This window comes from Longinema margulisiae, assembly GCF_025266855.1.
In the GTDB taxonomy this organism is placed as follows: domain Bacteria; phylum Spirochaetota; class Brevinematia; order Brevinematales; family Thermospiraceae; genus Thermospira.
In genome coordinates, this window is record NZ_CP053071.1 from 2,007,841 (window position 1) to 2,022,109 (window position 14,269).

Below are 14,269 nucleotides of genomic sequence, written 5' to 3' on the forward strand. Positions count from 1 at the left end.
CTTTTCCTACGCTTCGAAGTAGTCTTTGGTAGTGGGGAGATGAGAAGGGTGTTCGTTGTCGATGTGGATAGCCTGTTTCAGGGCATGGGCAAAGGCTTTGCAAGTCGCTTCAAGAATATGGTGACGGTTTTCTCCCCGCTGGACAAGTACATGCAGGGTATAGCCCATTGAGGCAAAGCCCTGAAAAAACACATCGCCTAATTCCATATCAAATGTTCCTATGAGGCCGGGAAAATTTCGAAGATTTGACACATAAAAGGGTCGTCCACTGATGTCAATGGCCACCTCTACTAAAGCCTCATCCAGGGGGATAATGGCCCATCCGAAACGACTGATTCCCCGCTTGTCTCCCAAGAGGTGCATCACCGAACGACCAAGAAGAATACCGCAATCCTCAACCAAGTGGTGATAGTCCACATGGATGTCGCCACTTCCACTGAGAGAGATATTGATGAGACTGTGACGGGATATGGTCTCCACCATGTGGTTGAAAAAGCCTACCCCCGTATTGATCTCATAGGTGCCGTTGCCATCAAGGTCCAGTGAGAGGTCAAGGTGTGTTTCCCGTGTCTTGCGGGAAAATGTCCCCTGTCTCATATGGCTCTCCTTCTTTTTTCCCCTCTTTTATTTTAAGGCAAGATTTTTATTTGTCAAGGGGTAAGCCGTGAAGTCTCGCGACTCAATAGAAATGTCGTGTCGTTCCACACATTAACAGAAGGGGTATTTCCACATAGAAACTGAATACCTCATAAGTGTACCTCTACCTGGTGGAATTTTCAACTTTTTCTTTCCATGGATAACGGGCTATCTCCTCACCTTTGTAAAACAGTTTCACCCATTTCCCTGGGAATTCTCTTACTTCGATGTTGACGCCAGGCAATACCCGAAAAGCATTCTCTTTTGGAACCCGATATTTATGGCCGTTATACGAAACCTCATAAGTTTTATCCAGCCTGCGAAAAGCTCGAAACGCAAAAGCCTTTTCAAACTGTTCAGGGGTGGCTGTAAAGGGCTTAAAAAGGTCTTTCTGAGGCTTTCTACGAGCCTCTGAGAATACTTCTTCGGGAGTTCGTCCATCAAGGGCTCGAGAAGGCGTCTTATTGTGCTCTATGACATATTCTCTCAAAATCCAGTTCAGTTGTTCCAGGGTTTCAATGCGTTGCTTTTTCAAGGTTTTCTTGAGGTAAAAAGTGAGTTGTTTCTGGAATGTCTGGATTTTACGCTCAATTTTCCCCTTGCCCTGGGGTTGATAAGGTCTGGAATTAACGACACAAATATCCAGTTCCTCAAACGCAGTGGCTATGAGGCCATTATTCTTTTTAGAGTACTTTGGGTCATTGTCATAGTACACCTTGTAGGGTAAACCATACTCAGAGAAAACCTCCTGCCAAACTGGCATATGGTTTTCTATTGTGTCCTGGGATAAAAACTTAGCAGCAAGAACATAACGAGAATGGTCGTCCATAATCAAAAGGAGCGGAAAAGCGGGTTTCTTTTCAAGCCATGGGTGAATGGAAACGTCTGCCTGCACAATCTCGCCTATGGCTTCTGCCTGCCACCTTTTGCGGTAGTGATGCCTTGCTCGCTCAGGATAATGGACAAAGAATTTTTTTAGCACTCTCCGAATAGTTTCATCTGAAACCTTAGGAAAATCCTTGTAAAGCTCATATAAGGTGCTGGAAAGAATCCTTACCGAAGGGTACTCTTTCTGTTTATTCTCTTTTTCAATGGCCAGTTCTTCGTATGTTTCAAGAATAAGGGCTATATGCTTTTGCTCAAGCTTTGACTTTCTGGATGTTCTTTGCCGAACAAGATTTTCTCCTCGACAGAATCTTTGATACAAAACGGTAACCCAGGATCGGCTTATATCAAGTTTTCTTGCCACCCAACCTAAAGAAATTTCCCTTTTCTGAACTTGAACAAAGAATCCTTGTAATCTCTTTACCTTCGATTTAACCATATACTTCTTCCTCCTCTTCATAGTTCCTCCTTATTATCCCTTCGTTGCCCCTTCTTTGTCAAATGTGAAAATAGGTATTCAGTTTCATATGTGGAACGACAGGACTCAATAGAAATGTCGTCTTCTGGGAGAGGGTGGAGGAGATTTTGTGCCCTGTGGAGCTTATCTCGTAGTACTCCAGTTCCACATTCTCCTTGTAAATATGGACAGAACCATCTAACCATGTTTTGATGGTTACCCTATCCCCAGGTTTCAAGGCTATACTTTTTTGTCTTGGAAGCTGAAAATACCTCGTCTTATGTTTCACCACATAGTCTCTTGATATCTTCCTCTTCACAGAAAAACATACCATATCCTTGAGGTTTTGCCCTTCCAGAAGGGGAACATGATGATCTTCCTCTGAGAGAGGTTCTTTGTTGTATTTGGCATTGTGCCTGTCCCAGTACTCCTCTACCAAATACCTATTCGCTTCTTCTATCGTCTTTATTCCCCTATGCTTGAGAAGTTTAATAAGCCTGTCTTGATGAACTCCATTGGAGCGTTCAATTCGCCCTTTCGCTTGCGGTGAGTTGGCAAAAATGAGTTCAATTCCCAATTCCTTACACACTTTTCCAAATTCCGTAAGCGCTTCCTCCCCTTCAAACTCTTCTTCTATGGTCTTTTGTCGCTTGGTGTAATAAACACTCCTCCTGTCAGTATATATCGACTCTGGAATACCATAGCGTGATATCCATCCGTAAAGACATTGCAGCGACAATTCTGTGGTTTCACCTGTCGCAAAAAGACCAAAGGTTTTGCCTGTCGCATCGTCTACCATGCTCGTAAGACAATATTTGTTTCCATCCCCAAACCAATCATGAATACTTCCATCCATCTGAATCATTTCCCCAAAAGAAGCCTTTCTCGGCCTTCGTAGACGGTGCTTTGGGGTCTTTTTCCGTCTTTCCCACAATCCTTCTTCACGAAGCCATCTATAGAGCGTCTGAGGGTATATTTTGGCCCCCGTTTCCCTTGCGATCTCTTCCGCTGCTAACACCGCACCCCACCCTTGATAGTTTTTCCTGTAAAGTTCAAGAGCTAATTCCCTGATTTCGTCCTTGTTGTTATTCCCACGGCGTCCTAAAAGCCCATGATTTAACCCTTCATCACCTTTTTCAAGGTATTTCTTGTAAATCCTCTGAACCTGTCTCACGCTCAGCCCAAGTTTCTCCGCACCCTTTCTCTGGGTGATTTTCTTCGTCCTGATCATTTCCATCACCTTCGCTCTTTCCATCGCCTTTTTCGTCATACGTATCACCTCTTTCATGGTAACCCCTTTCTTCGTGGTTACCCTTATTTTAAAAAGGCGACATTTCTATTGCGATAGAACACGTCATTTTAAATGAGTTTTAACAGGGGTAAGCCGTGAAGGTTTTCTCATAAAAAGAATGTCGTTCCACAGTCATACAGAATGGTTATTTTCACACAAAAACTGAATACTTATTCGACCATCTTTTCTCTTTCAATTTTGGGCTATTTTTGTTATCCGTCTTCTTTCTTCTATGAAGCGCTCCCGCGCGGGGCAAAAGGGGCTTCGCCCCTTTTGAAAACCCCACCCCGCCCCTGCGGCAGTTTCTGTAGCCACCGACCTGTCTCCCGTGGTGCGGGCTGGAACAAAAACCTGTAGTCCTGTTCTCTTCTGTAGCCACCCGGAGACAGCCCTCCCTGTCTGACCCCGGGCTTCCTCGCCACCTCCTGTGGCTCGGCCAGTGGTGAAAAGACGATGGCTTCCATTACCAGCCCGCGGGGCACGTGTCCCCTGCAGGGGCGTCTCTCAGGTGACACCGCAGGCAGGGGCGGGGAGGTTATGGCGATGTTTCAGCCCCAAGGGGGGCTTTCTGAGACCACAGGACCCAGGGCTATGACCTTGTTTCAGCTAAACAACACATCGGTTAAACGTTTAACCTCTATCTATATAAACACCATATGTCTTTTGCTATTACCATTTTTCAGCAAAAAACCTCCTCCTAAGCTGAAACATGGTGATAGCAAAGAGCTTCCTCTACCCCAGGGAAGAATGAAAAGCCCTATCACCATGTCTCAGCAAAAGCCTCTGCAGCTCCGCTTCGGTGGGCTTATGGGGAAAAGCCACAGAAGATATCGCCTCAGGTGCCTCCTGCACCCTCACTTCGGAAGGGCTCCCCACTTGCGGCAAAAGACACACGACCGAAAAAGCGGCCCGGTGGATACTGAGCGAAGTCGAAGTGGGGTACAGAAAAAAAGAGTGAAAGAACAGAGCTTTCTTGTGTTATTTCCCTGTTCATAATAAATGTGAAAATAGGTATTCAGTTTCATATGTGGAACGACAGTTTTCTCATAAAAAGAAAGAGAACCGTGAGAACAAGAACAAAAACGAAGTGAATACCTCCAAAAAAGAGATACCACTGAACAAGAGAGAGGGGAAACACACGAAGAAAAAGTATCATGAGTATTGCTATGCCTCCACTGTAGATCCAGAGAGAAGGGATAATCCAGTGGTTTTCTTCAGCGACACTATAGTTGACAATGAGTTGCAAAAGACCAAGAGGAAGACAATAGCCAATGTAAAGAGGGAGAAATTCATACCCAAAGGGAGAACCAAAAAGAAAACCAAAGAGCCATTTGCCGGTGATAAGCACAAAAAGATACGCCATACCAAAAAGAAGCACAATGATGCCCATTCCCCGCAGAAAGAAGCTATCTTCACCCTCTTTGACCACATAGGCAAAAACCACATGGGCAATAGTGAGAGAAAGGGCTATCAAATTCTTGCCAAAGAGACTGGAAAGGTTTACTATTTTTCCATACTCTGGGAGAAAACGATTGATCATCGTCTGATCCAGGACAACTAAAATCCCGAAGGGAAAAAGGACCAGAAGGGCCTGGAGAAAGGGACGAAGAAGAGGAAGTTCTTTCTCCGGGAAAGCCACCTTCTCATCCTTTTGAGAAAAGAGAAGAGGAAGAAGAAGTATCCCTATCCCAACAAGACCACTCACCACAGAAGCCCCGAGAGCCCCATAGGCACTGAGACCCAAGAGCATAGCCCCTGTGCCCGCAAGAAGTCTTGATATCCCCTCTATCCCCATATTGAGGCTGAACATATCAAAACGAAGCATTCCCTGATAGATTCCCCTGAGACCGGAGAGCCACACCCAGCCTTCTAATACCAGGAGGCCCAGGGGAAGAAGCAGGGGATATTGTTGTCCGTAGAGAAACCACAAAAGAGGAGAAAGCACGATGTATCCTAAGGCAGACCAGAGGGCTAATCGAAGAAGAGAGGGGAAAAGAAAAGCCACCTCAGAACGGAGAGGGAGGGAATGTTTTCCTGTAGCCTTGGCAACCGCGAGCTGAAAAGAAGGAAGCGGAAGAGCTAACAGAAAGTAAAAAAAGGTGTTGTAAGCGGAAAAGGCTTCGGGAGACAAAAGACGAACGGTGAAAATACTATAGACAAAATTCGCTAACGTCAGGATACCAAAACCAGCCAAGGAAAGAAGCGTATTTCCTATAAAGTTTTTTGCTCTCATGATTCCTGCTTTGGAAGTGTTTCTCCCATTGAGTATAAGGAAAAAGCGGAAAAAAAGCAATGGGGAGAGGAAAATTTATATCGTCGGTCTTGAGAAATTGTGTCGTTCCACACTCATACAGAATGGTTATCTTCACACAAAAACTGAATACTTGTTTAACCATCTTTTCTCTTTCAGTTTTAGGCTCTTTTGTTACCCATCTTCCTTTTTTCCACGAAGCGCTCCCGCGCGGGGCAAAAGGGGCGTTGTCCTCGTCGCATGCTACGCATGCGCCTCGGACGGAAAATGGGCCGCTTTTGCGGGCAAGTAGAAAGACCTCATCTCTTTCCGGGGAAGTCCTTCCTCCGTGGGCGACATCAACTCGTCCTCCTGACTTCGGAAGCATAACGCCCACCTCGCTTTGCCGATTCCCCGCTAAAGCGGGGTCCCCGCGGCTCCACTTCGGTGGGCTTTTGAGAAAAAGCAACAAAAGATGTCGCCCCGGGTGCCTCCTGCACCCTCACTCCGGAAGGACTTCCACCTTACAACAAAGAGCACACGACCGCAAAAGCGGCCCGGTGGATACTGAGCGAAGTCGAAGTGGGGTACAGAAAAAAAGGGGTGATAAAAGAACCAGGCATTCTTTCACCAGCCCGCAGGGCTTCTTTTTCAGAAGAGGCTTTTTGGATATGGCACCGCGGCAGGGGCGATGGCTATGACTTTGTTTCAGCAAAGAACAATGGTTTAGCTGAAACAGGGTAATAGCTCTCTCTTGCTGTAATGCTTTCAAACTCAACTTTTTTCAATAGGCATCAGAACAGAAAACTTTTGTGTTGTTTCCCTGCTCATAAGAAATGTGGAAATAGCTATTCAGTTTCATATGTGGAATGACACGTCGGTCTTGAGAAATGGCTCAAAAGGGCATCATCCTTACGATTGAGAGGAGGGTCGTGCTTTGAGGAGACGTATTTCTTCTGTGGCTATGGTTTCCTTGATCTTGGAGAGAAGATTCTCAATCTGGGAGATGTGGGTTAAATAACGGGTCTGGATACTCAAGGACGAGAAAATCCTTTTGACATTGAACCTGAATTGAGTGAAGGTGCCATATCTTCGTATTTCATTGTATTCTTCACTGGAGGTGGTGAAAAGGGATTGGACCTCTTCAGCAAAATGTCTTCCCTGCTCTCCACGTACTCCCGTGGGGGAGAAACTATAGCGTTCTAAGAGATCATGGATTCTATCATAAAGCCAGTGAGTGGATTTGATGACAAGGTCGTCTTTTTCCTGGAGTTCAAGGGGAGAGAGCCCTTTGATTTTCCCTTTCAGCAGGAAACGCCCCCTTTCGAGACGACGCATGAGAGGAGGGACATCAAACTGATCAAAGAGGTGCTTACTTTCGATGAGTTGTCCTTGACTATTGTATTTTGGTGAGAGGTCACTTACCATCATAGAAAGAAAATCCTTCAGCAGTTGCCTGAGTCTCAGAAAATCTTTTGCTTCAAAGATAACACTCTCCCAATCGAGTTCTTCAGGGGATGGCCTGCTGATAACTTCCTGGACCATCTCAGGGAGAGGTCGAGAGGCGGGTTCTGGTCGAGAGGGGGGATGGCGAAAGGTGGCGATACGAGGCACTTGGGGGGGTGGAAAGAGTCTATCAAAGAGACGAGAAAGCCATGTCGGTGGGAGAGGGGAGAGATCCTCAATGACAATCTCATCGTTAATCACCTGAAGAGAAAGGTGCTCATCAGAAAAAAGAGGTTGATACATATCAAGAAGAAGACGAAGTCTTAGCTCTCGCATTTTCTCAAGCCATACGTGGAAGGCGGTATAGAGGGTTTTTTCAGAGGAGATGGTGATGGCCAAAAGCCCTTCTTTCGAGAGAATACTATGAATATTGGTACCGAGGGTATAACTCTTTTCGCACCACCAGAGAATTTGTCCAGACCTGAGGAAGAAGATTTTGTTTTGAGAGGCATACTGCCAGAGTTGAGCTATATAGAGGGCAAGATCATAGCAGGCAAAGAGGTCAGAAGAGAGATGACTGAGATCTGTGAACCAGGAGGGTTGACGTGGGGATTGTTGAAAGGCAGAGAGCATGCTTTTTAGTGTTTCGTTTATCACTTTCCAGAGAGGAGCGAGGGGTGAAGGGGGGGTGCCCATTTCAGGGGAAAACTGAGAGGAAATATCATGGAAATACCCTATCAGTTCTGTTTGTGAAAGAAGGTTACCTGCCGGGTAAGCCCCGGCTGTTTCTATACGGAGATTTTCCCATCTAATGAGAGGAGGAAAATCCTCAGGGTGTTTTTTTCTTGCCCGCTGGTAAAAAAACATTTTCCCCCAGGGGAGATGAAAACGCCTGAGAAAGCGTTTGTAGTAAAACTCGTTTTCAATCTGACGACTGAGACGGGCTAATTCTATGGATGGCCATTGATTTTCAAGGAGATTGGTTTTCCACTGGATTTTGGTATAGGCGTCAAGGAAAAGTTTCCATACACTATTTTCCATCAGCTTTTCCTCCGTGTGGTGAGGAGTGGGTGAATGTCTTCCCAGATGATTTCATGAAGATGGGTAACGGGGAGAGTGGCATCAAGGACACGGGCATTGGGATTTTCCTGCGAGAGTTCTAAAAAGCCCTTTCTCACTCGCTGGTGGAAGGAAATAGACTCCTGTTCGATTCGATCAAAGGTATGGGATTTCTTTCTCTCAAAGGCTTTCTCCACCTCAAGATCAAGGATATAAATCCTATCGGGGAAGGTATTGTCCAAAATTTCTCCATGAAGAGTGTCAACAAAGTGTTTTTTGAGTCCCCTTCCATAGACCTGATAGGCTAAGGTAGAATAGATATATCTATCTGAAATGACAATGGTTTGACTAAGAAGGGCAGGCTTGATGAGAGAAATCACATGCTCCCTTCTGTCAGCAAGGAAGAGAAGAAGTTCAGTGAGGGAATCCATCTTTTCTGAGAGAAGGATTTCTCTCAGTTTTTTTCCAACCTGTGTATCTCCTGGTTCGTAGGTGAGAAGAACCGGAAAGCCTTCTTTTTGTATTCTTTCAAAAAGCAGCCGTGCCTGTGTGGATTTACCACATCCTTCAATACCTTCAAAGGTGATAAACATGGTTTTTTCCTTTTTTCTTTTTCTTATTGTAGGCAAAAAAGCTTTTTTTGGCAAGAATTGAGAGAATACGGCAAGAGATTTTGTGTTCAGAGAGCGGATAATCAAAAAAAGGAGACTGTGGTGTTTTTTGCCACAGTCCCCATATAGCCTTTGTGTTATGTCTAAAATTGCTTCAGATAATTCACAATCTGGGTGTTTTTGGCTTCTCTTGCCCAATCAATAGCCTCTTCTCCATCTTCGTCTTTGGCATGGACGTTAGCCCCATTCTCCACAAGGAGTTTGACAATCTGGAGATTGCCCCCATAGGCGGCAAGCATCAGAGGAGTCACCTGTTCTTTGGATCTTCTGTTGATACTGGCTCCTTTCTCAAGGAGGTATTTGGCTATTTCGTAGTGACCCTCTCTGCAGGCGTGGAAGAAAGGAGTCCACCCTTTATTGTTCACAGGATCTACTTCAGCGCCTTTTTCAACGAGATATTTGACAATGGAGAGATGACCGTGTTTGGCGGCAAGAAAGAGAGGTGTCCAGAGATCAGATTCTTTGTCGTTGATGTTCAGACCTTGTTCGACAAGATATTGTACATTTTCAAGACTTCCACCCATGGCTGCATAGAAAAGGGCTGTCCAGCCATCTTTGTCTTTGGCTTTCACCTGAGCATTTTTGGACTGGAGGTACTGGATGGTTTCTACATCTGACCAGCGGGCGGCACACATGAGAGGGGTATAACCATCATCCGCTGTGGCATTCACATTGGCCTTGTTTTCTACAAGGAGTTGTACGATTTCTTTCTGGTTGTTTCTGATGGCAAAAAACAAAGCGGTCCAACCTTCACTATCCCTGGCTTCAGTGTTGGCTTTTTTCTGTAAAAGGTAGCTCACAATATCACTATGTCCCCGGCTGGCTGCAATGGAGAGAACGGTGGCTTGATTGGAAGTAATCTTTTGTTCGATATTTACCCCATGTTCTACCAAGGCATACACGATATTGATATGACCTTCATAACAGGCTTCGCCTAACGCACTCCACAGGGTATAGGAGAGAAGATGAGGATCAGCACCGGCGGCAAGAAGTTTTTTGACCACGGCGAGCTGGTTGTTGTTGGCGGCTGCCTGGAGAGCAAAGTATCCCTCTTCCCCCATACGAGCATTGACATCTACCCCATCAGTGAGGAGTTTTTCTACCGTGGCGAGGTCCCCATTATAGCTTGCCTTGAGAAGAAGAGCCTGTCTTTCTTCTGGTCTCATCGAGTTACACCCCAGAACCAAGGTTCCGACCAGCACGGCGAGAAAGATTTTTACTGTGTGTTTCATAAAACACCTCCATTTTTTTCCTCAGGGAGGATTTGTATAGCAGTAGGATAATGGGAATGAGAATTTTTTGCAATATTTGAAATGTTTTTTAGAAAATGAGACCCTTGCATGGGTGTTTTCTTCCCCTGTTTGGGTCAGGGGCTGCGCCCCTGAAACCCCGATTTTTCTGTTCACAAGGGCTGCTTTGTCTTTTTTATTCAAAAAAATCGGTTTATTTATTACGGCAAGGGACATTTTGATACTAATTTTTGTTTCTTTATTACTTTTTTGAGACCTTTGCACGAATGTGCAAAGGTCTCAAAATGGTTTTGAGACTTTTTTTCGTTCTACATTCATACAGAATGGTTATCTTCACACAAAAACTGAATACTTGTTCGACCATCTTTTCTCTTTCAGTTTTGGGTTCTTTTTGTTATTCATCTTCCTTACTTTCACGAAGCGCTCCCGCGCGGGGCAAAAGGGGCTTCGTCCCTTTTGAAAGCCCCACCCCGCCCCTGCAGCGGCTCCAGAAGGGTTTTGTCCTCGTCGCATGCTACGCATGCGACGAGGACGGAACATGGGCCGCTTTTGGGGGTAGTGAGAAATCCCACTCCCCAGGGCAAGTCCTTCCTCCGTGGGTGACCTCAACTTGTCCTCCTGACTTCGGAAGCATAGCGCCCACCTCGCTCTGCCGATTCCCCGCCAAAGCGGGGCCCCGCGGCTACGCTTCGGTGGGCTTTTCGGGCAGAGCAACAGAAGAGGTCGCCCCGGGCACCTCCTGTGCCCTCCCGTCGGAAGGACTTTCCCGTCGGAAACCAAAGGGCCCTTTTCATAACCGCAAAAGCGCCCAGGCGGATACTGAGCGAAGTCGAAGTGGGGTTACAGAAAAAAAGGGGAGCAAAAAACATGGCCCTCTCCCACCAGCCCACAGGGCTTCTGTTCCCACGGGGTTTCTCTGAGGGCGCACCGCGGCAGGGGCGAGGGCTATGGCGATGTTTCAGCAAGAAGGAGACTTTCCAAGACACCAGGGCCCGGGGGCTATGACCTTGTTTCAGCAAAGAACCATGGTTTAGCTGAAACAGGGTAATAGCCCTATCTTGCCGTAATGCTTTTAAGCGCAACTTTTTTGAATAGGCACCAGAACAGAAAGCTTTTATGTTATGTCCCTTCACAGGAAATGCGAAAATAGGTATTCAGTTTCATATGTGGAACGACAGTTTTGAGACTTTTTCCCCTTCGTACAGTACTCTTATTTTTGAAAAAAATGTGAGTTTTGGCTATACTGATGTCATGAAGAATTTGCAAGGAGGACAGAATGAAAAAGTGGCTTCTTGGTGTATGTCTTGTGTTTTTCGCGTGTGGAAATCAGACGGTGAATCTTCCCCGGGCAAAAGGGATTCGAGGTCCTTATGCCCCTGTGGTCAGCGGGAATATGGTCATCTTTTCTCTCTACGCTCCTGAAGCTGAATCGGTGACGATTGCCGGTACCTTTAATGGCTGGAATCCAGAGAGTACCCCTCTTGTCAAAGGAGATGATGGAGTCTGGAGGGTGAGCCTTTCTCTGGTTCGAGGAAGAAAGTATGCCTACAAATTTGTCATGGATGGTTTCTGGATTGCCGATCCAGAAAATCCGGATGTGGAGATAGATGGTTTTGGTGGGTATAATTCTGTTATTGTCGTAGTAGGTCAGGAGAAATAGTATGCGTAAATACCTTCTTGTTTGTTTCGTTTTTGTTTTTGTCAGGTTATGGGCCCTTGAATGGGAAAATCTTCCCTTTCTTCAGAATATTGAGAGCATTCGTCTTTCCAATGGGCTTGTAGTGTATTTTCAGAGGGACGTTTCTACCCCGCTTGTTTTTGTTTCTGTGGTATACAAGGTGGGTTTTCATAATGAAATGACCAATCAGCGAGGATATACGCATCTTTTAGAACATATGATGTTCAAGGGGAGTCCTCGTTATCCGAAGGGTTTTCTTCATCAGATCTATGGCCAGGAGGGAATTCGGTACAATGCCTATACGGGCCATGATATGACCCTGTACTACGGTTTTGGCTCGGTAGCAAGCCTTGAGGTTATTTTGGCGGTAGAGGCGGATAGGATGAGAGATCTTCTCTTTGATAGACAGGAGTTTGAGCGAGAGAAAAAGGTAGTAGCCGATGAACTGAGCGGGTATGAGGCCAGTCCCTCATTTCAACTTGAGATGGCGATGATGGAGAAATTTCTTCCCCAGGATGCTTTTCGGTGGGGACCGGGGAGAGCGAAGGATATTTTGAATGCTTCCTATGATGAGGTGGTGAAACTCTACCGCACATACTATGTGCCTAACAATGCCTTTATGGTGGTGATTGGAAACGTGGAAAAGGAAAGACTTGTACGCTTGATGGAAAAGTATTTTTCTTCTATTCCTGCAAATCCTCATCTTCCAAAAGAGATGGTCGCTTCGGTCTCTTTTCAACCGGGACAGGTGGTGTCCCTGAGTGGACCTTCGGAGGATAGCTTTGGGAGGCTTTTCTTTGGGTTACCGGGGTTTTCTTATACCAATCGGGATATTCTTCTTGCCTATCTTGTGGTGGATGGGGGTCTTGTCCGAGGGATGAAGGCAGATTTTGGCCTTGATGCCACCCTTCTTTCCCTCACATATGAGCGATCACCTTTTTTCCCCGGCAGGGATATTGACAAAAAGTATGTGGAGAGTGAACTCAAAAAAGCCCGTGAGACCCTCTATCATCGATACAGGCTTCAAAAAAATGATATCGAAGAGAGGGGAATGCTCTTGAGTTCGTTCTTGCGGTATGGAGAGGTATCCGATATCAAACGCTGGATGGGCCTTTTTGATACCGTGACGGCGGATGAGGTGTACGATTTCATGCGAAGGGTTCTTGTTTCCACCAATGCCCTTTCGGGGTATTTTACCGCCACACAATTTGACCAGAGGAAAAAAGTGTTGTCCGTAAGTTTTCAGACGGTGGAGAATTTTGAAGCCGGGAGCAGAAGCGGAAGTTTTTCTGAGATAGATCAAAAGACATTACAAGCGCGACACGAGGAACTCTATAAGGATATTCTTCATTACCAGCGGGAGTTTTTTGGGGATGTGAGGCGTTATCAGCTTTCCAATGGGATGGTGATTCTTGTGAAACCAGTTCCTGGGCAGGGGATGGTCTCTTTTGCCTGGGAGTTTCGGGATGATGCCCCCCGGCAGAAAAAAACCTATCAACTTACGTTTATGCAGTGGTATCTGAGAGAAGGTGGTCCCCAATATACTATCAGAAAACAGTTAGAAGCAAAGGGAGCATGGGGATCGGAATACAGTGTGAATGTGTATGCCGAGGACTGGAAAAAGGCGGTAGAGTATATCGCACGGATGTATACCAACCGTAGATTTTCTCCTCTTGTGCTGGAAGAGATGAAGGAGCAGTATATTCTTCGATATAAAGAGGAGAAAAATAATCCCAGTCCTTCGTATCATGTTGGGAATCTGGTAAATAAACAGCTTTTCCAGGAATTTGTGTATCAGGATAGGGTGGCCACCCCTGCTGATATTCTTTCTCTGCAGATTAAGGATATTGAAGAAATCTATTATGCCCTTGTTCGACCAGAAAACATGGTGATCTCCGTGGTTGGAGATATTGATGAAAAGGAACTCATCTCCACCATGGAAAAAACCTTTTCTTCATGGAATCCGCCCTCATCTTTTCTCAAACCTCAAACCACTGTTTTCAAAAAGGAGCAGAAACAGAAAATTTTTGAGATTGCGGTTCCTGGAGAACAGGGAATAGGTATTATTGCCGGAAAGTGGGGAATTAGTTATACAAATGAGAGACAATGGGTTCAGGGGCTTCTTTTGAATACTATTTTTGCAGGAGCTGGATTTTCTTCGTGGCTTATGGACGATATTCGGGAAAATCAGGGGCTCACCTACCATATTGAAAGTGATCTCTCTCTTCCCTCTTTTCGCGTGGGAGAAGCGCTTTTTGTTTGTGAGTTTACCACCTTCAAGGAGAAAGTAGAGGATATTTTGGCGATGTACCAGAGAAAACTCAAGGCTTTTCAGGAGGTCGGGCCCAGGGAAGAGGAACTCCTTCAGCACAAGATGAGGACGTATGCAGAAGAGGTTTTTGGATTTCGTTCTTTTGAAACGATAGCTTCTCGGTTGGCCTATAACGAAGCCTGTCGTGGGCGTTATGATTATACCCTTGTGTTTTTGAGGTACGTGTATGAGACGAACAGAGAGGAGTTGCGAAAACTTGTCCCTGTAGCCTTTCCTATAGGAAAAGAAACGATTGTGATTGGTAAATAGTTTAATATTCTAATATATTAAAAATGATATATTCCAATAATAAAATAATCTCCCCCATGTCTTTTGACATGGGGGATGGCTGTTA

At 45.5% G+C, this 14,269-nt stretch carries 9 protein-coding genes; 2 read left to right on the forward strand and 7 right to left on the reverse strand.

Translation table 11 applies throughout. The annotated features are described in order from the left end of the window. Positions 1–6 precede the first annotated feature (6 nt). From hisB to BREVNS_RS09030, 7 genes are all read right to left on the reverse strand, one after another. Positions 7–597 (reverse strand): imidazoleglycerol-phosphate dehydratase HisB, encoded by a 591-nt coding sequence (hisB, locus tag BREVNS_RS09000; RefSeq protein WP_483426678.1) that lies wholly within the window; start codon positions 595–597, stop codon positions 7–9. 163 nt (positions 598–760) lie between these two features. Next, positions 761–1,960 (reverse strand): transposase family protein, encoded by a 1,200-nt coding sequence (locus tag BREVNS_RS09005; RefSeq protein ID WP_483426097.1) that lies wholly within the window; start codon positions 1,958–1,960, stop codon positions 761–763. Between the two features lie 58 nt (positions 1,961–2,018). Next, complete coding sequence (locus tag BREVNS_RS09010; protein ID WP_483426679.1) at positions 2,019–3,266, reverse strand: ISNCY family transposase; 1,248 nt, start codon at positions 3,264–3,266, stop codon at positions 2,019–2,021. A 1,024-nt stretch (positions 3,267–4,290) separates the two neighbouring features. Then, complete coding sequence (locus BREVNS_RS09015; protein ID WP_483426680.1) at positions 4,291–5,502, reverse strand: polysaccharide biosynthesis protein; 1,212 nt, start codon at positions 5,500–5,502, stop codon at positions 4,291–4,293. Positions 5,503–6,411: 909 nt separating this feature from the next. Continuing rightward, complete coding sequence (locus BREVNS_RS09020) at positions 6,412–7,986, reverse strand: hypothetical protein (protein ID WP_483426681.1); 1,575 nt, start codon at positions 7,984–7,986, stop codon at positions 6,412–6,414. Beyond that, positions 7,986–8,597 (reverse strand): dTMP kinase, encoded by a 612-nt coding sequence (tmk, locus tag BREVNS_RS09025; protein WP_483426682.1) that lies wholly within the window; start codon positions 8,595–8,597, stop codon positions 7,986–7,988. The genes BREVNS_RS09020 and tmk overlap by 1 nt, the downstream gene beginning before the upstream one ends. Before the next feature lie 161 nt (positions 8,598–8,758). Further along, the gene (locus BREVNS_RS09030) at positions 8,759–9,907 is read right to left on the reverse strand and encodes an ankyrin repeat domain-containing protein (RefSeq protein ID WP_483426683.1); all 1,149 of its coding nucleotides are present in this window, start codon (positions 9,905–9,907) and stop codon (positions 8,759–8,761) included. Positions 9,908–11,201: 1,294 nt separating this feature from the next. Here BREVNS_RS09030 and BREVNS_RS09035 point away from each other — a divergent pair. Together BREVNS_RS09035 and BREVNS_RS09040 are read left to right on the forward strand one after the other, a co-directional pair. Then, positions 11,202–11,585 carry an isoamylase early set domain-containing protein gene (locus BREVNS_RS09035; protein WP_483426684.1) on the forward strand — a complete coding sequence of 128 codons (384 nt, stop codon included), beginning with the start codon at positions 11,202–11,204 and terminating at the stop codon, positions 11,583–11,585. A gap of 1 nt (position 11,586) precedes the next feature. Further along, positions 11,587–14,184 (forward strand): M16 family metallopeptidase, encoded by a 2,598-nt coding sequence (locus BREVNS_RS09040; RefSeq protein WP_483426685.1) that lies wholly within the window; start codon positions 11,587–11,589, stop codon positions 14,182–14,184. The last annotated feature ends 85 nt before the right edge of the window (positions 14,185–14,269 follow it).